The organism is Rhodococcus sp. BL-253-APC-6A1W, assembly GCF_012843405.1.
Taxonomy (GTDB): Bacteria; Actinomycetota; Actinomycetes; order Mycobacteriales; family Mycobacteriaceae; genus Rhodococcus.
The window spans coordinates 135,678-153,613 of the sequence record NZ_JABAFB010000005.1; the positions used below are offsets into that span (position 1 = coordinate 135,678).

Below are 17,936 nucleotides of genomic sequence, written 5' to 3' on the forward strand. Positions count from 1 at the left end.
TCAACCGGTTTCCGTGGATGGATCGTCGGCGACGGGGGTACTCCCGGTCGTGTGAGCAGAGCTGCCCCGGTGCGCGCGGACGAGTTCGACGAGCAGGCGGCGCAACGTCTCCGGATCGGAGACCGACAGCGGAGACGCGGTGTTGTCGCCGACAGCGGCGTTGTCGTCTCGCTCGAGTTCGAGCACCCGGCGGTATTCGGCAGCACCGGCGGCCGTGATCCGCACACGCATCCGACGCTCGTCGGCGGGATCGACGGAGCGGGAAGCGAATCCGCCACGCACGAGATGATCGACGGTGCGGCTCATCGTCTGGTCCGTCACGCGACACGCCCGCGCCATTTCTCGTTGGGACATCGGTTGCGCCGCAATCGAATGCAGCGCGATAACCCCGGCATGGGTGAGCCCCCGCTTGCGAAGCTGCTGCTCCCACGCCTGTTCGACGAGGCGGGCAGCGGTGGAGAGCAACCGCCCGGTGGGCCACGCCTCGAGATCGTCGGGTCCCGCATCGTTCAGCACGCTGAATAATCTAGTATTCGGATATTCGCTCACGCCAGGAGGAATCTTGAGCACTGCAACCGCACCACCGCGAAAGACCGGTCGCTGGAGGTGGCTGCTCCCCGCCCTCCTCCTCATCGCGTGGCTCGTAGCCGCAGGCGGAGGCGGGCCGTTCGCCGGCAAGCTCAGCGAAGTCGCGTCCACCGACGCCAGTTCGTTCCTCCCGGCCTCCGCCGAGTCCACCCGGGCCGACGAGCTCTATGCGCAGTTCAACAGCAGCGAGTTCATCCCGGCGATCGTGGTCGCCGAACGCGACGGTGCGATCACCCCCGAAGACATCGAGTTCATCGCGTCCGAATCGGCCGGTCCGCCACCGATCCCGTCCGAGGACGGCAGCGCGGTGCAGATGATCGTCCCGATCGACGCCTCCGGGGAGGTAGGGGACGCCGTCGAGGAACTGCGTACGGCACTGGAGAACGCCCCTGAGGGGTTGACCGTCCACGTGACGGGACCGGCCGGCCAGGCCGCCGACCTGTCGTCGGCCTTCGGGGGCATCGACGGTCTGTTGCTGCTCGTCGCCGGCGGCGTCGTCCTCGTCATCCTCGTGGTGGTCTACCGCAGTCCGATCCTGCCGTTCGTCGTCATCATCTCGGCGGTGTTCGCACTGGCCCTCGCGAGCCTGGTGGTGTACCAGCTCGCCAACGCCGACATCATCGCGCTCAACGGGCAGAGCCAGGGCATCATGTTCATCCTGGTGTTCGGCGCCGCCACCGACTACGCATTGCTCCTCGTATCCCGATACCGCGAAGAACTCCGGATGGAGCAGGACAAGTACACCGCGATGCGCGCGGCGCTCCGTGGGTCGATCGAACCGATCGCCGCGTCCGCGGGCACCGTCATCCTCGGCGTCCTGTGCCTGCTGCTCTCCGACCTGAACTCCAACCGCGGCCTCGGTCCGGTCGCGGCGATCGGTATCGCCGCGTCCTTCCTCGCCTCCGTCACCTTCCTGCCCGCCGCACTCGTTCTGCTCGGCCGGACCGCGTTCTGGCCCACCCGGCCCAAGTACGAACCCGGCACGGACCAGGACGACATCGACAGCGGACACCGCTTCTGGGGCCGTGTCGCCCGATGGGTCGGCTCCAAGCCCCGCCCCATCTGGATCGTGTGCACGCTCGTGCTCGTCGCGTTCGGCATCCTCGCTCCCCAGTTCAAGGCCAGCGGGGTCGCGTCCTCCGACGTGTTCCTCCTCCAGACCGACTCGAAGTCCGGCCAGGAGGTCCTGGGCGAGCACTTCGACGCCGGCACCGGATCGCCCACGATCGTCGTCGCGCGTGAATCCTCGCTGGACGCAATCGTCGACGCCACGGCCGGGGTCGAAGGTGTCACGGAGGCCCGGCCCGTCACCGGACCGGGCGACGTACCTGTCGTCATCGACGGACTCGTCGCGGTTCAGGCCACGTTGTCGGATCCCGCCGACTCGCTCGCCGCAGAACAGACCGTCGAAAGAATCCGCGATGTGACCCACGCCGTGCCGGAGGCGGATGCGCTGGTCGGTGGTCCCACCGCCGTCGACCTCGACACCAAGGACACTGCCACCCGGGACCGGACCCTCATCATTCCGGTCGTGACCCTGGTAGTGCTGCTGGTGCTCATCGTGCTGCTGCGCGCCGTCGTCGCGCCGATCCTGCTGATGCTCACCGTGATCCTGTCGTTCGCGGCCACACTCGGCGTGTCGTCGCTGTTGTTCAATCACGTATTCGGTTTCCCCGGTGCGGATCCGGTGGTGCCGTTGTTCGGCTTCGTGTTCCTCGTGGCCTTGGGTATCGACTACAACATCTTCCTGATGACCCGGGTCCGAGAGGAGACCAAGAAGGTCGGTACCCGGCAGGGCGTGTTGCGCGCACTGACCGTCACCGGCGGCGTCATCACCTCGGCGGGCGTCGTTCTGGCCGCGACGTTCTCGGCGCTCGCTGTGATCCCGTTGCTGTTCCTCGCACAACTGGCGTTCATCGTCGCGTTCGGTGTGTTGCTCGACGCCCTGCTGGTGCGCGCGCTCCTCGTGCCCGCGCTGTCCATCGACATCGGCAAGAAGATCTGGTGGCCGAGTGCGCTGTCCCGGACCGAGCCCGACGAACACGCCGCGACCGACGACGACACGCCCGGAGTGACCCCCACACCCGAATCCGGACGAATTCGATAGGGATGCACTCCAAGTGACCGCGCTCCCGCCGGTCACTCGGAGGGTTCCCGGCGCCGTGCACCGGCCGTAGCGTTACGGTCGGTGCATGTCTGCGGATCCCATAGCGCCGCCCTCGTCGTCGCCGTCACCGTCGCCCTCGGCGGCCCGGGAACGGCGTACCCCGGAGCCCCACCCGTCGCTGTCGGCACGCCTGAGCAGTCACCTCACCGCCGTTCCGCACATCGCCGGGCTGATCCTCGGCGTGTACGCGATCGCGATGGCCGCGTGGTCGATTTCGCCCACCCTCCGGTTTCTGATCCGCACGCCGCGCGAATACATCGACGAGTACTACTTCGACGCCCCCGACACGAGTCTCGCGCTCGCACTGGTCGTCGGACTGCTCGCCGGAGCAGTCGCAGGGCGTAAACGCATCGCGTGGTGGATTCTCACGATCTACCTCGGCGGCTTCACGATCACCAATCTCGTGTCCGCGATCGTCGAGAGCGACGCCACGCACCTGGTGGCCCTCGTTGTGCATCTCGCGGTGGTAGCCGTCCTGCTCCTCGCCTACCCGGAGTTCTACACCCGGGTCCGGCGCGGCGCGGTCTGGACGTCGGTGGGTGTGCTCGCCGGCGGACTGGTCGCCGGCACCCTCGCCGGATGGGGTCTGGTCGAACTCTTTCCCGGCACCCTGCCGCCCGCCGACCGCTTCCTGTGGGCACTGAACCGTGTCACCGCGCTGGGATTCATCGACAACGACCAGTTCGCGGGTCGCCCGCACGGATTCGTCAACACGACCCTCGGTCTGCTCGGCGCACTGGCTGTGCTCGCCGCCGTCGTGGTGCTGTTCCGGTCCCAGCGCTCCACCAACGCCCTCACCGGACCCGACGAATCGGCGATCCGAGGGCTCCTGTCCCAGAGCGACGACTCGCTCGGCTATTTCGCGACGCGGCGCGACAAGGGGGTCGAATTCGCGCCGAGCGGCAAAGCTGCGGTGACCTACCGGGTCGAACTCGGAGTCTGTCTCGCGAGCGGCGATCCCATCGGGAATCCGGAAGCCTGGCCGCACGCGATCGACGAATGGCTCGAACTGGCACGCGCCTACGGCTGGACACCCGCTGTGCTCGGCGCCGGCAGGGAAGGGGCGACGGCGTATCACCGTGCGGGACTGAACGTTCTGGAACTGGGAGACGAGGCAGTGCTGTCCACGGACAGTTTCACTCTCGCGGGTCGTGAGATGCGTCCCGTCCGCCAAGCCGTCAATCGGGCGCGGAAACACGGTGCGACAGTGCGCATCACCCGCCACCGGGATCTGTCTCCGATCGAGATGTCCGCGGTCGCTCAGCGCGCCGACGCGTGGCGTGACACCGAATCCGAGCGTGGGTTCTCCATGGCCCTCGGGCGCCTCGGCGATCCGATCGACGGCGACTGCCTGCTCGTCGAGGCAGTGGTCGACGGGTCGGTCGTCGCGATGCTGTCGCTGGTCCCGTGGGGCTCCGACGGAGTCTCCCTCGATCTGATGCGGCGCGATCCGCACGCCCCCAACGGCATCGTCGAGTTGATGGTGTCCGAACTGTGCTCCCAGGCACCGGAATTCGGGATCCGTCGTGTGTCCCTCAACTTCGCGGTGTTCCGCTCCGCATTCGAAGAGGGTTCACGCCTCGGAGCCGGGCCGATCATGCGAATGTGGCGGTCGATCCTGCTGTTCTTCTCGCGGTGGTGGCAACTCGAGTCGCTGTATCGCTCCAACGTGAAATACCGGCCCGAGTGGGTACCGCGGTATCTGTGCTTCCGCGAGACACGGGAGATCCCGCGGGTCGCGCTCGCCGCAGCCGTTGCCGAAGGATTCCTCACCCTGCCGAGCTTCGGCCGTCGTACCACGCGCACCCACACCGGCACCCATTCGTCGTTCCCCCACAACGTCGACTCGGCAGAAGCACTGCACGACGACGGAAGCGCACCCGACTCGGCGCCGGGCGACACCGACACCGTGGACGCCCGCAGCGATACCCGTCCGGAACAGGACCGGGTGCGGAGGGCGACCCTCGAACGCATCATCGAGCACGGGGTGGACCCGTATCCCGTCGCGATCCCCCCGACGCACACCGCCGCCGAAGCACGTAACGCCCTCACCGGCACGCGTGTCGTCGTCGCCGGACGGCTGATGCGCATCCGGGATTTCGGTGAGGTGCTGTTCGCGGTTCTCCGCGATTGGTCCGGTGACATCCAGATTCTCGTCGACAGCCAACGCGTTGCCGGACAGCGCTTCCTGTTCGATCTGGGTGACCTCGTGGAGGTGACCGGCCGAATGGGACGCAGCCGGAGCGGGGAGATCTCGGTGCTCGCCGACTCGTGGCGGATCGACGGCAAGTGCCTGCACCCCCTACCCGGCAAGTGGCATGGGCTCACCGATCCCGAAACCAAAGTGCGGCAGCGTTACCTCGACCTCGCGGTCGACACCGGGGCGCGAGAACATCTCGCCGGCCGAAGTGCGGTCGTGCGGTCGCTGCGCGAGGAACTCCAGTCCCGCGGATACCTCGAGGTCGAGACCCCGATCCTGCAGGCGGTGCACGGCGGCGCCAACGCGGCGCCGTTCGTCACGCACATCAATGCCTACGACACCGACCTCTACCTCCGGATCGCCCCCGAGTTGTACCTCAAGCGACTGTGTGTCGCGGGCATGCCGAAGGTGTTCGAGATCGGACGCGTCTTCCGCAACGAGGGTGCCGACTTCACACACAATCCCGAGTTCACAATCCTCGAAGCCTATGAAGCACACAGTGATTACGAGAATATGCGGGTCGTCGCCCGCGAACTGATCCAGGCCGCCGCGCGTGCGGCACACGGCCGCGAGGTCGTCCTGCGCCCGAATCCGGACGGCACATCGACCGAGATCGACATCTCGGGAGAGTGGCCCGTCACGACGTTCCACGATGCCCTCTCCGAAGCACTCGGCACGTTCGTCGATGCACAAACGCCCGCCGACGTACTGCGACGCCTCTGCGACGAGCACCGGATCGCCTACAACCCGTCGTGGGACGCGGGCGCAACCGCGCAGAAGATGTACGAGCACCTCGTCGAGGCCCGCACCGAATTCCCGACGTTCTACACCGACTTCCCGTCGTCGGTGTCACCCCTGACCCGGCCCCACCCCCGTAAACCGGGTGTCGCCGCGAAGTGGGATCTGGTGGCCTGGGGAGTCGAACTCGGCACGGCCTACAGCGAACTCACCGACCCGGTCGACCAGCGTGCCCGTCTCACCCGGCAGTCGCTCCTCGCCGCAGGCGGCGACGAAGAGGCGATGCAACTCGACGAGGACTTCCTGGAAGCGCTCGAATACGCGATGCCGCCTACCGGCGGACTGGGTATGGGTGTCGACCGGATCGTCATGCTTGTCCTCGGCGGCAGCATCCGCGAGTCGCTGGCGTTCCCGTTCGCGAGGCCGCGCCGGTCCTGACAGGCGGTTTCACGTGAAACCGCCGCACCTGGCATCGTGAAGTCCGTGCAGCTACTTCTGATCCGCCACGCTGAGCCGAACAACGCGCGTTCCGGCAACGGCCTCCCGGTCGACCCGCCGCTCACGGAGGGCGGACGACGGCAAGCCGAGCGTCTCCCGGACGCGCTCGCGCCGTACCGGATCACGCGGCTGTTCTCGAGCCCCCAACAGCGCGCGGCCCAGACCGCGGAACCGGTTGCTGCGACCCGGCAGCTCGAGGTCGAACAGGTGGAGGATCTCGCCGAGTACGACTACGGCCTCGACCACTACCTCACCATCGAGACCGCCAAGAACGTCGCGTCGGACGCCTACGACCGAATCCGTGCCGGTGAGCTACCGGACTTCGTCGACGCGGAACTTTTCCGCACCCGGGTGCTGCGGGGACTCGACCATGTCGTGGCCTCGTGCGATCACTCCGACACCGCCGCGATCTTCGTGCACGGCGGAGTGGTCAACGTGGTGCTGCAAGACCTGCTCGGTCTTCCGCGACCGTTGATGTTCCCGATCGAATACACGTCGGTCACCCGCATCCTGGTTTCGCGCACGGGAGCTCGCCGGGTCGCCTCGATCAACGAGACCGGCCACGTGAGGGACACCCTGCGGGTGTGAATCGGTGCCGACCCGGCCCCGGTCACCGCGGGGTACGTGGAGCGGCGAGGCGCATGACGACCCGGGGCGCGCCGCCGAGGGTTCCCCGCACGGGCGCGACCTCGACGAACCCGGCCTTCTCGAACATCGAGCGCAACCCCGGGTAGGTGAACACGGCATCGACCTTGTCTCCGGTATCGAGGGGATAGCCCTCGACGACCTCGGCGCCGTGCTCACGTGCGAACGCGATCGCTCCGAGCAGGAGTTGCTGTCCGATACCTCTGCGGCGACGCCGTCCCTTCGTACGGAGACAGAAGATCGACCACGGATCGACCCCGTCCACCAGTGGATAGGTCTCTGTGTCCCGTAACGCGGCGACCTGCGAGCGGGGTGCGACGCCCGCACATCCGACCACCTCTCCGGCGAGATACGCGAGGATTCCCGGGGCCGGACGGTGAGGTCTCGACCGCCTTCGCCATGGTTCCCACCGTAAACAGATATCCCGGCACGCCTGCGTCGTTTTTACACTCCGGTTATAAGACGAGCGTGGAGCGTGACATCGAACGACTCCGTGGTGCGAGGTGCCGTTCGTCTTCCCATATGGCCGCGCCGGTTGTGTCGCCCGTCGCGCAGGAGTGGAAGAACCCTGTTCCGGGTGCGGACGCCGCCGACCCGGTTGGTACGGTCACCGCCGGAGGTGGCACCGGATGGACGCGGACAGGATCGACGAGCTCGTGCAGAACGGGCTCAGCACACAACACGAACTCGAGGCGGTCCTCGGGGCACCGCATCCGGCGATCGTCGACAAGGCCCGACCGCACCTGACGCCGCTCATCCGCAACTTTCTGTCGCTCGCCCGCTTCTTCACCCTCGCGACCGCCGATGCCGCGGGCAACTGCGACTGCTCACCTCGGGGCGACCTCACGTCTACGGTGCTGGTCCTCGACGACCACACGATCGTGCTGCCGGACCGGCCGGGAAACCGGCGCGCCGACTCCTACCGGAACATCCTCGAGAATCCGCACGTGGGCTTGCTCTTCTTCGTCCCCGGTGACGAAGAAGTTCTGCGAATCAACGGCCGTGCCACCCTCTCCACCGACCCCGAACTTCTCGAGAAGCTGTCGCTGAGCGGGAAGCCGGCTCTGCTCGCGGTGATCGTCCGCATCGACGAAGTGTTCCTGCACTGCGCCCGCGCGATGCTCCGCGCGAAGCTGTGGGATGCGGCGACGTATCCGAAACACGAACTCGTCCCCAGCATGCGCGATATGCACGCCGAACTCGTCTCCATCGACGTCCCCGCCGACGCCGAAGCCGGGAAGCGCGAACTCTATCGCGAATACCTGTACTGAGGTCGTGCCCGGCTCACGCCTTGGATGCGATCCAGTCCCGTAGCCAGTGCGTTGCGGTGGTGCCCCGTTCGTCGACCGGGTAGTTCGAATAGTCCTGATGGATCTGCGATCGGTAGAACTCGCGGATCTGGGCCTCGCGACGCCCGTTGGCGTCGGGTGTGAGCTGTGCGTGCAGCGTGGGGATTCCGCCTGCGGCCATGATGTCCGCGTAGAGAAGCGTGGCCTCGTCCCGATAATCCTCGAGCTTGTCGAGCGGGCTGCCCGCCGACATCGCGAGGAAGCCCGCCACTCTCGTGACGAAATCCTCCGGGGGCGTGGAACAGTACAGGTCGCCCACCGCGCAGATCGTCCGTACGTTCGGCGAGACGAGACCGAATCCTCCTACCCGCGCGCCCCCGGCACCGTTACCGGCCACAGGGTGTCCTACGAGCGGATCTTGTTCCGAGCGGCGCGGATCGGAGAGTAATCCGACCGCAACCAGCCGGTGTGGTCCCACGACGTCGAGCCCGGTTCCGATCGCGGCCGCGAGATCACCTGCTGCGTCGGCACCTTGGCTGTATCCGACGAGGGCAAAGCTCGTGAGCGGGCAGTGGGCCGCAGTGGCCGCGATGAGGGCACGGGCATTGTCGACGGCACGGTTGCGCGACGCGACGTATACCTCGCCCTCCCATGGAAACGCGCTCGCCGGATATTGCACGTAGTCGACTCGGGTCCCCGCGGGGAGGCCGCTCGTGACCTGGGCGAGCATGCCGTTGCCGCGTGAGGGGTCGGGAGTATTCGACGTTTCCCACGTACCCGGGACGGCGACCACATTCACTGTCGGGCACGCCGGCGGATTCGCCGCGGCGGCAGGCGCTGCCACGATCACCGACCCACATGCCGCGACGACGGTGACCACCGCGGCCCACACGTTCTTCATCCCCATCGACCCGTCCCGCTCCGTCGCCCACTGTTGACCAAGAGAATGGCATATGCCCGAAGCGAGCGCGAGGTTTCGATGCCGGTGGCGGGCACGGGCGGGATCGTCCTCACCGGATGACGGTGACCTGCCCGCCGCCGATGTTCGTCACGAAGACGTTGCCCGTCCCGTAGTCCACATCGGTGCCCGGTACCGATCGGTCGACCACGCTCGCTCCGGTCCCTGCCGGGGGATCGACCACGGCGATATCCGGACCGAAAAGGTTGGTCACGTAGACGTTTCCGGTGACCGGATCGGTGATCACCGCGCCGGGGGGAGGCGGAGTCGACGGGGGCAGCGGTCCCGGATCACCGTCCGTGACGGTGACCGCACCGGTGCCGATGTTCGTCACGAACACGCCGTCGGTGCCCGCGTCGACCGATATCTCCGGCATCCCGGGATCCGGTGGGGGTGTGCGTGGCGCCGCGGGTTCCGGTGTGACCGACCGGCGGTCGACGGCGACCGCGCCCGTTCCGAAGTTCGTCACCGCGACGTTGCCGACGCCCCCGTCGACGCGCATCTCGACGAACGCCGTCGACACCTCGGTGCGTCCCGCCACCCGGCCCTCCGGGTGGCTGACGCTCACCGTGCCCGGACCGACATTGGTGATGCAGGCGTTGCCGGTGCCGCCTTCGACGCCGAGAAGCCGTGGGCCGTCGAAGCCGAACACGGCGGGGACAGGATCGGCCCCGTCCACCGAGACGATTCCGCCGGCGTTCTGGATGCACGCTCCCGTCGGATCGGCAGTGGCCGCCGGAGCCGTCGACACAGCCGCTCCGGCGATGCACGCGCCGACCGTGAGGAGCGTCCATCGCCGTCGCGAAACAGTCATGGGCAGAACGGTAACCGCTCCGTCGCCGGTGGGCGGAAGAACGACGGTAACTCGAATCGGCGACGTGTCTACACCGCCCGCCGGCACACCCTGGTTACAAACCGACTGCGTCCTCGGGCCGCTCGGCGGTCCGCCACCCGGGGATCTCCGCGCCCGACGCCCACGTGGAGTGCGTGCCCGAACTGACCCGTTCCGGAAGACGAATCCGGGCGACCGGGCCGTCGGCGAGACGCTGTGCGTCGAAGACGAGGCACTCGGACAGATCACGGTTCATGTCGACGGTCATGGTGACGAGGTATCCGTCGTCCTCACCCGAAGACCCGATCCGCGGCGCCATCACGGTTTCGCTTCCGAACACTCCCTCACCGAGCGCATAGTGCTCCTCGGCGCCGGTCAGCGAGTCGTGCTTGACGAGGCCGTCGAACAGGAACCACCCGGGCAGGCCCGTCGCCGCATACGTGTAGCGGTGCGGTACTCCCGTGTGTACGGGACTGATCATGCCGAACTCCGTGACCCGTTCGGAGAGGCGCTCTTCCGTGACGCCGCCGGTGCGCAGGTTCAGGCGCCACCGGTGCAGGTGCGTGCCCATTCTGTCGAGAGCGAGAAAGCGGAACATGCGCTGGTAGATCGACCCGTTCCCGGTGTCCTCCGGCTCGGGTGTCTCCTGGTGGAACCCTTCCAGGACGATCTCGTCGCCGTCCTCGTAGGCATTCGTCCAGTGCAGGACGTAAGTGGGAGCCGCGTCGAACCACCTGATCTCGCTCCCGCCGCCGCGCCGCGGGAGCACGCCGAGGCGCATCGGAATATCGGGGTGGAAACGCGAGACGTACTTACCCGCCGCGAGGGCTTCGGGTATCCAGAAGAGCGGGCAGTCGTTGAGGATGGCGTAGTTCTCGGTGAACGCCATGTCGTGGGGTAGCCGGGGACCGGGCAATTCGATGTCGGTGTAGTGCACGAGTTTGTCGGACGAGTCGACGACGCCGTAATGCATGTACGGCGCGTCCGTTCCGTAGTTGAAGAAGAGCATCTCCCCGGTGCGGTGATCGACCTTGGGATGCGCCGACACTCCGAGGTTCGACGGGAAGTCGCCGCCCCACTCCGCTTTGCCGACGGTCTCGAGCGACATCGGTTCCACCCGGTACAAGTCGCCGCACTGCCAGAAACTGGTGAGCGCGACCCCGTTGTGCACGGTGACATCCGTGCTCGAGCCGTCCTTCATCCTCGTGCGCGCACCCCATCCGTCGGTGCGTTCCGACTTCGCCGGATTCTCGGCGATTCCCGCCCAGAGTGCGCGGCCGGCTTCCTGCTCGGCGACGAAGCCGTCCGTCCGGACGAACCGGTTCCGGTAGAACGCCTTCCCGTCGCGGAAGCCGACGACATGCACCATGCCGTCACCGTCGAACGGGTGGTAGCGGCCCTGCTGGGCAGGGTGCACCGGATTCTCGGTGTTCCGGATGTACACCCCGTCGAGATCGGCGGGCAGTTCCCCGACGACCTCCAGATCGTCGGCGCGGTGCTCGGTGACCTGGGGTCGCCACGGCCCCGTGCGATAGGGGTGGTCGTCGTCGGTGGGCAGCGTCGACAATGCGCGGCCGAGAATTTCGAGGTCCATCGATGCTCCTTCGGCTCAGCCGATGATGAGGGATACGGAAGTGGTGGTGCTACCACCGAAGTTGAAGGTGGCCGCCCGTCGGGCGCCGTCGACTTGGTAGTCACCGGCGGTACCGGTGACCTGGCGATGGCAGTCCAGCGCCATGCGCACGCCCGTCGCCCCCACCGGGTGTCCTCCGCCCAGGAGTCCCCCACTGGGGTTCATGGGCATCCGGCCGCCGATCTCGAGATCGCCGGCTTCCACGGCCCGCCAGCTTTCGCCGGGCGGCGTGAGACCGAAGTGGTCGATCGCCACGTACTCGCTGATGCTGAAGCAGTCGTGTGTTTCGATCAGGTCGAGTTCGTCCACATCTCCGATTCCGGCGCGTCCGTATGCGTCCGCGACGGTGTCCGCGAGGTGCGGAAACATCAAGCCGCCGTCCGAACTGCGTGCGAGCTTCTCGTCGAGGGAGAGCCCGACGGTGCGGTGACCCCAGCCGAGAATCCGGGAGCGGGGGTGCGCGTCGAAGTCCGGGTGCCGGGCGACGTACCGATCGCTGACGAGGACCACGCCCGCTCCTCCGTCGGTGAGGGGGCCGCAGTCGATCTTGCGCAGGCTGCCCTCCACCAGCGGATTGGCGGTGTCGTCGGCCGTGAACGATTCGGGGGAATAAGACCGCGTCCGGGTCTGCGCGCGGGGATTGCTCCGGGCGTTGCGGATATTGAGTTCGGAGATGGCCCACAGATGCGCCGGGTCGAGTCCGTACCGTCTCGTGTACTCACCGGCGATGCGATCGAACATATAGGGCCACATGAATTTTGCGTCCTGGCCCTCTCGCCCCACCCACGCGGCCGGACTCATGTAGTTCGTGCCGACGTCGCCCGGCACGGTCTTCTCGAGTTCGACACCGAGGACGAGTGCGCAGTCGTAACGCCCTGATTCGAGGTCGGCCATCGCGGCGAGAATCGCCAGAGAGCCCGACGCGCATGCTCCCTCGTGCCGGCTCGCGGGAACGTCCCACAATTCGGGGATCATGGACGCCGGCATCGCCCCGAGGTGGCCCTGCCCGGTGTAGAGCTGGCCGAAGGCATTGCCCACGTGGACGACGTCGACCTCGCTCGCGCCGATCCCCGCGTCGTCGAGCGTGCGGCTCGCGACCTCGGCGGTGAGATCGCCGATGTCGAAGCCTTCCTTGGTGACGTTGCGGGCGAAGTCGCTCTGGTAGCCGCCGGCGATCCACACCTGGGCTGATGTCATGTCGTCTCGCTTTCGAGATCGGTTCGACGGGTCGGTGGAGGTCTTGGGAGAGTAATTCCGCGACGGTGAAGCCCGCCGTCCCCGTTTAGTACAGTTATTGAAGCATCTTGGTGTGAGCCACGCAACGACGAATGCGCACCGGAGGAGGTTGGCCCGTGACCCGAAGCAATACCGTGCCGAGCGACCGGGCTGGGACCGTCAATCCGGTCGCCGCCACGCTCGATCTGCTCGGCGACCGCCTCACACTCGCGCTGCTCGGCCACGCGTTCGTGAGCGGCACGACCCGGTTCAACCAGTGGCTCGAACTCACGGGAGCCCCGTCCTCGGTGCTGACCGACCGGCTCCAGTCACTGGCGGCGGCGGGTGTGCTGGAACGCTCCCCGCAGTCGGCCGGCTCGGATCGACACGACTACCTGCTGACCGATCTCGGGACCGCCACCTGGCCGATCCTCGTGTGCATCTGGAGTTGGCAACGGGAATGGACACCCGAAGGTGCGTGGCAGCCCGACCTGGTGCACGACGCCTGCGGGCACCGTGGTCCCGCCGTCATCCGCTGTGGATCCTGCGGCACCGTCGTCACCACCCACGACACGGACATCGAGATGGATGCGGAAGCGATCTGGACCGTGACCTCCGGGGCCCGGCGGCGCTCCACCCGCGGGCCCGCCGGCAAGAGCGTGTCGGCAGACATGCAGTTCAACGCGGTGATGGAGGCTCTGGGTGATCGCTGGAGCGGCGCGATCACCGGTCTCGCACTGGCCGGAGCCCGCCGGTTCGGAGAATTCCGGTCGGCGCTGGACATCTCCCCGACGACGCTCACCGATCGCCTCGCCCGGCTGTGCGCCGCGCAGATCCTCGGCCACCCGTCCGGTACCGACCGCCAATACCGCCTGACGCACCGTGGTCGTGCGCTGTTCGGCGTGTTCGTCTTCCTGATCCGGTGGTCCACACAGGCCTTCCCGGAGGCGCCCGGGCCGCTGCGGATCCTGCACCGCGAGTGCGGCGCGATCCTGCATCCGGAACTTCAGTGCAGGGGATGCGACGGGCCGGTGGATCGGCACAGTGCGCGGATCGAGCCGATGCTGCCCCATCCCTGACGCGGGCCTTCGGTCCCCATCTTGACACCGACCGATGTCACCCGGTATCACTTCGTTAGCTGTAGTGACTCGGGTCACGACATTCAACGAGTCGGAGCAAATCTGTGAATCGGATCAATCCCCCGTACATCTACGACGCCGTCCGCCTCCCCCGTGCCCGCGTGCGCAAGAGCGGCGGCACCCTGGCAGGCGTACGCCCGGTCGAGCTGATCGCCCGGCTTCTCACCGCACTCGACGAACGCTGCGGTGCATCCGAGGTTGTGGACGACGTGCTCCTCGGAATCAGCACCGCCACCGGAGAACAAGCCGGCGACCTCACCAGAGCGGCCGTGCAGTGGGCGGGCTGGCCCGATCACATCCCCGGCGGCGTCGTCTCCCGGTTGTGCTGCTCCGGGCTCGATGCCATCGAAGGCGCAGCCGCACGGGTGGCCGCCGGTACGGCGCGCGCGGTGGTCGCGGGGGGCGTCGAATCGATGTCCCGGGTGCCGATGTTCTCCGATTCGCCCCCGATCGCCGTGGACCCCGAACTCGGTGAACGCACCGGGTTCGTCACCATCGGGGTGTCGGCCGATCTCACGGCGGCACGGTACGGGTTCACCCGCGAGCTGCTCGATGCCTACGCGGTCGCCTCGCACGGACGTGCCGCCACCGCTCCCCCCTCGCCGTCCCTGATCAGCATGAAAGTCGGCGATACCGAACTCGATTCGGACGAGGGCCCGCGCCCCGGAGTGACACTCGACGATTTCGCCGCGCTGCCCGCGCTCTTCGGAGAAGACGCCGGATGGGAGCGGGTCGCCCGCCGGTTGCCGGATTCACCGCGCCCGGCGGCGGGACTGCACACGATCGCGACCGCGCCCCAGCTGGCAGACGGAGCCTCCGCGATTCTGATCGGTGACGCCGAAGCCGGTGCGGCGCTGTCGATGCGGCCCCGCGCCCAGATCGTCGGGACGGCGCAGAGCGCGGTCCGCTCACCGCTTCTTACCGCTCCCGTGGCCGCAGCGCACCGGGCGCTCGCACGTGCCGGCATCACCGCGCAGGACCTCGACATTGTCGAAATCAACGAATCCTTCGCCGTGACACCGTTGATGATGATCGAGGAACTGCACCTCGACCCGGCCCGCGTCAATGTCCACGGCGGCGCTCTCGCCGTCGGACATCCGCTCGGGGCCACCGGCGGCATTCTCGTGGCTCACGCACTCGACCAGCTCGAACGCACCGGAGGCGAGCATGCGCTCGTCACCATCCCCGCAGCCCTCGGTCTCGGCTCAGCCCTGGTGCTCCGCCGGCTGTGAGCGATACCCGCGACCGCTTTCCCACCCGGACTTCGCGAAAGGCCCCCTGATGTCGACACCTCTTTCCCTCCCGCCCACCGCACGCGCGTGCCATCCCGACGCCACAGTCTCCGAATACCTGGAACGAGGCTGGTGGCAGGACGAGACGCTCCCGGACCTCTTCGATTCCTGGGTACAGCGCAGGCCTTCGCATGCTGCGACCACCGACCCGGCCAACCTGGTGGATCTCACCGGGGCACAGCCCCGGTCGCTGACATGGCAGGAACTCGACGAGTTCGTGCGGCGGGTCGCTGCGGTATTCCACGCGCGTGGAATACGGCAGGACGACACGGTTGCCGTGCAGATGCCCAATTCGGTCGCCCTCACCGCGACATACCTGGCACTGTGGCGCCTCGGCGCCGTGGCGACCCCGATGCCCGCGTCGTATCGCCGTCACGAACTGTCCGGCATCGTCGATGCGTGTTCTGCCGTCGCCGTCGTCACCGTCGGTAAACTCGGCGACCGCTCACTCGCCACCGAAGCGTCCGAACTGGTCTCCGGCCACCGGACCCTCGGAACCGTATTCGCTTTCGGACCGCACGTGCCCGAACAGGCCGTCGAGATCGACACCGCATCGGTGCCCGCATCCCTCCTCGACGAGGCCGATACCTACGCGGCCGCGGTGGTACGCACGGTCAACGACCGGGTCACCGTGTGCTGGACGAGCGGTACCGAGGCGGCGCCCAAGGGCGTACCCCGGTGCCACGCCGATTGGCTCGCGGTGGGCCGAGGGGTGCAGGACGGCCTCGAAACCACGGAGGATTCCGTGCTCGTGAACCCGTTCCCCTTGGTGAACATGGCCGGGTTCGCAGCGGCGTTGCTGCCCTGGCTCCTCGGTGGAGGTCACCTCGTCCACCACCACCCCCTGGACATCGCGGTCTATCTGGGCCAGATCCAGCACCACCGGGCCACCCACACCACCATGCCCCCGGCGATCCTGACGATGCTGCTCAAGAACGACGCCCTGCGCGGCAAGTTCGACCTTTCGTCGCTCACGCGCGTCGGGGCGGGTGGCGCACCGCTGCCGCCGTCCGTCGTGGCGTCCTGGCAGAACGACCACGGGGTCGAGGTGATCAGTTTCTTCGGATCCAACGAGGGCGTGTGCCTTCTCGGTGCACCGGGCGATATCCCGGACCCGACCGTCCGCGCGCAGCATCTGCCCAACTACGCGGCGCCGGACCGGTCCTGGGTGGTGCGTCTGAGCCGCAGCACCGAGGTACGCCTCATCGATCCCGTGACCGGCGCCCTGGTCGACACCATCGGCGGCCGCGGCGAACTCCGGTTGAAGGGGCCCACCGTCTTCGCGGGTTACCTCGAGGGCACCGCGACGTCGTCCCCGTTCGACGAGGACGGCTTCCTCTGCAGCGGTGACGTTTTCGAGTTGTGCGGTGAGCACGGCGAGTACCTGCGCTTCGTCGACCGCATCAAGGAGATCGTCATCCGGGGCGGTATGAATATCGCACCGGCAGAGATCGAAGGGCTGCTGCAGGACCACCCGGCGGTGGCCGAAGTCGCGATCATCGGTATCCCCGACGAAGTACTCGGCGAAAAATGCTGTGCGGTCGTGGTTCCCACCGCCGGCGCCACCCCGACACTCGACGACCTCACGGCGCACCTTCGCGCGCGGGACATCGCGTCGTTCAAACTGCCCGAACGCATCGAACTCGTCGACACCTTGCCGCGCAACGCGGTAGGCAAACTGTTGCGACGCCACATTCGCACCGACCTCCTGGAATCCCTATGAGCATGTCCACAGCACCCCACTCCACTTCGATCGACCTTCCCGCGCGCGTGCGCGTCCCGGTGGTCGCGGCCCCGATGTTCCTGGTGTCCGGCCCGGAACTCGTCATCGCGGCGAGCGCGGCCGGAATCGTGGGCTCCTTCCCCACGCCCAACTGCCGCACGACCGCCGAACTCGACCGCTGGATGGGGACGATCTCCGACGGTGTCGCCGCCGCGGGACCGGATGCCGCGCCGTGGGCGGTGAACCTGGTGACCCACCGCTCCAACCAGCGTCTCGAGGAGGACTTGCGCTTGGTCGCCGAGCATCGCCCGCCTGTGGTCATCACGGCTCTGGGGTCTCCGGAACCGGTGATGGAGACGGTCAAGGGATACGGCGGACTGGTGCTCGCCGATGTGGTGTCCGTCCGGCTCGCCCGTAAAGCCGCCGGCTTCGGAGTCGACGGACTCGCGTGCATCTCGGCGGGAGCAGGGGGGCACACGGGCCATCTCTCCCCGTTCGCATTCGTCTCCGCCGTACGGCAGTTCTTCGACGGGCTGCTCGTCATCGGCGGGGGCATCGCCGACGGCTGGGGTGTGGCAGGTGCCGTCGCGGCCGGCGCCGATCTCGTCTACATGGGCACCCGGTTCCTCACGGCGACGGAAAGCATGGCGTCCGACGACTACAAGCAGATGGTCGTCGAGCACGGACCGGACGATCTCGTCGTCAGCTCCGGCATCACCGGGACCAGCGCCTCGTGGTTGCGTCCCAGCCTGGTTGCGAACGGTCTCGATCCCGACGCCCTCACCGCACCGGCCGGCCGTGACTACAACGCCGGTGCGGACGTGCAGGGGCGGTGGAAGAACATCTGGGCCGCGGGCCAGGGTCTGGGCCTGATCGACGGCGTCACGCCGGTGAAATCCATCGTCGACGACCTCGCCGCCGAATACGCGGCCGCGACAAGCCGCTTCGCAGGCCGGACTCTTCGGTAGGTCCCGGAAGAGACAAACGGGGCCGCACACTCTCGTGTGCGGCCCCGCCTG

General features: G+C 67.6%; 14 protein-coding genes. 8 read left to right on the top strand and 6 right to left on the bottom strand.

Annotated elements, in window-relative coordinates:
* Window positions 1–516 (bottom strand): MarR family transcriptional regulator, encoded by a 516-nt coding sequence (locus HF877_RS09135; protein ID WP_296550657.1) that lies wholly within the window; start codon window positions 514–516, stop codon window positions 1–3.
* Between the two features lie 46 nt (window positions 517–562).
* On the opposite strand from HF877_RS09135, the gene HF877_RS09140 reads away from it, so the two are divergent.
* The 3 genes from HF877_RS09140 to HF877_RS09150 all read left to right on the top strand — a co-directional run bounded on the left by HF877_RS09140 (window position 563) and on the right by HF877_RS09150 (window position 6,779).
* Window positions 563–2,695, top strand: coding sequence for an efflux RND transporter permease subunit (locus tag HF877_RS09140; protein ID WP_169620848.1), 2,133 nt, complete (start codon window positions 563–565; stop codon window positions 2,693–2,695).
* A gap of 85 nt (window positions 2,696–2,780) precedes the next feature.
* Window positions 2,781–6,131, top strand: a complete 3,351-nt coding sequence (gene lysX / locus HF877_RS09145) for a bifunctional lysylphosphatidylglycerol synthetase/lysine--tRNA ligase LysX (RefSeq protein WP_169620849.1) — start codon at window positions 2,781–2,783, stop codon at window positions 6,129–6,131.
* Window positions 6,132–6,176: 45 nt separating this feature from the next.
* Entirely contained in the window at window positions 6,177–6,779 is a 603-nt protein-coding gene (locus tag HF877_RS09150; protein WP_169620850.1) for a histidine phosphatase family protein, read from the top strand.
* Window positions 6,780–6,801: 22 nt separating this feature from the next.
* Here the strand turns inward: HF877_RS09150 and HF877_RS09155 are convergent, their stop codons facing one another.
* A complete protein-coding gene (locus tag HF877_RS09155) occupies window positions 6,802–7,257 on the bottom strand; it encodes a GNAT family N-acetyltransferase (RefSeq protein WP_169621070.1) in 456 nt (151 codons plus the stop codon).
* A gap of 208 nt (window positions 7,258–7,465) precedes the next feature.
* On the opposite strand from HF877_RS09155, the gene HF877_RS09160 reads away from it, so the two are divergent.
* Entirely contained in the window at window positions 7,466–8,107 is a 642-nt protein-coding gene (locus tag HF877_RS09160) for an MSMEG_1061 family FMN-dependent PPOX-type flavoprotein (protein ID WP_169620851.1), read from the top strand.
* A gap of 13 nt (window positions 8,108–8,120) precedes the next feature.
* On the opposite strand, the gene HF877_RS09165 is transcribed toward HF877_RS09160, so the two are convergent.
* From HF877_RS09165 to HF877_RS09180, 4 genes are all read right to left on the bottom strand, one after another.
* A complete protein-coding gene (locus HF877_RS09165) occupies window positions 8,121–9,026 on the bottom strand; it encodes a cutinase family protein (RefSeq protein WP_169621071.1) in 906 nt (301 codons plus the stop codon).
* 109 nt (window positions 9,027–9,135) lie between these two features.
* Complete coding sequence (locus tag HF877_RS09170) at window positions 9,136–9,897, bottom strand: hypothetical protein (protein WP_169620852.1); 762 nt, start codon at window positions 9,895–9,897, stop codon at window positions 9,136–9,138.
* Window positions 9,898–9,991: 94 nt separating this feature from the next.
* Complete coding sequence (locus HF877_RS09175; protein ID WP_169620853.1) at window positions 9,992–11,509, bottom strand: carotenoid oxygenase family protein; 1,518 nt, start codon at window positions 11,507–11,509, stop codon at window positions 9,992–9,994.
* Window positions 11,510–11,524: 15 nt separating this feature from the next.
* Window positions 11,525–12,745 carry an acetyl-CoA acetyltransferase gene (locus tag HF877_RS09180; protein ID WP_169620854.1) on the bottom strand — a complete coding sequence of 407 codons (1,221 nt, stop codon included), beginning with the start codon at window positions 12,743–12,745 and terminating at the stop codon, window positions 11,525–11,527.
* Window positions 12,746–12,900: 155 nt separating this feature from the next.
* Between HF877_RS09180 and HF877_RS09185 the strand changes: the two genes are divergently transcribed.
* The 4 genes from HF877_RS09185 to HF877_RS09200 all read left to right on the top strand — a co-directional run bounded on the left by HF877_RS09185 (window position 12,901) and on the right by HF877_RS09200 (window position 17,885).
* The gene (locus HF877_RS09185) at window positions 12,901–13,842 is read left to right on the top strand and encodes a helix-turn-helix domain-containing protein (RefSeq protein ID WP_346765098.1); all 942 of its coding nucleotides are present in this window, start codon (window positions 12,901–12,903) and stop codon (window positions 13,840–13,842) included.
* A gap of 104 nt (window positions 13,843–13,946) precedes the next feature.
* Window positions 13,947–15,134 (top strand): acetyl-CoA C-acyltransferase, encoded by a 1,188-nt coding sequence (locus HF877_RS09190; RefSeq protein ID WP_169620856.1) that lies wholly within the window; start codon window positions 13,947–13,949, stop codon window positions 15,132–15,134.
* A gap of 49 nt (window positions 15,135–15,183) precedes the next feature.
* Window positions 15,184–16,917: a class I adenylate-forming enzyme family protein gene (locus HF877_RS09195; protein WP_169620857.1), complete on the top strand. Its 1,734-nt coding sequence runs from the start codon at window positions 15,184–15,186 to the stop codon at window positions 16,915–16,917.
* Window positions 16,914–17,885 (top strand): nitronate monooxygenase, encoded by a 972-nt coding sequence (locus tag HF877_RS09200; RefSeq protein WP_240952197.1) that lies wholly within the window; start codon window positions 16,914–16,916, stop codon window positions 17,883–17,885. Before HF877_RS09195 ends, HF877_RS09200 begins: the two co-directional genes overlap by 4 nt.
* Window positions 17,886–17,936 lie beyond the last annotated feature (51 nt).

Bases quoted from the DNA above. Each gene is read 5' to 3' on its own strand.
- HF877_RS09165 (WP_169621071.1), bottom strand. From the start codon at position 9,026: ATGAAGAACGTGTGGGCCGCGGTGGTCACCGTCGTCGCGGCATGTGGG.
- HF877_RS09200 (WP_240952197.1), top strand. From the start codon at position 16,914: ATGAGCATGTCCACAGCACCCCACTCCACTTCGATCGACCTTCCCGCG.
- lysX (WP_169620849.1), top strand. From the start codon at position 2,781: ATGTCTGCGGATCCCATAGCGCCGCCCTCGTCGTCGCCGTCACCGTCG.
- HF877_RS09170 (WP_169620852.1), bottom strand. From the start codon at position 9,897: ATGACTGTTTCGCGACGGCGATGGACGCTCCTCACGGTCGGCGCGTGC.
- HF877_RS09160 (WP_169620851.1), top strand. From the start codon at position 7,466: ATGGACGCGGACAGGATCGACGAGCTCGTGCAGAACGGGCTCAGCACA.
- HF877_RS09195 (WP_169620857.1), top strand. From the start codon at position 15,184: ATGTCGACACCTCTTTCCCTCCCGCCCACCGCACGCGCGTGCCATCCC.
- HF877_RS09175 (WP_169620853.1), bottom strand. From the start codon at position 11,509: ATGGACCTCGAAATTCTCGGCCGCGCATTGTCGACGCTGCCCACCGAC.
- HF877_RS09180 (WP_169620854.1), bottom strand. From the start codon at position 12,745: ATGACATCAGCCCAGGTGTGGATCGCCGGCGGCTACCAGAGCGACTTC.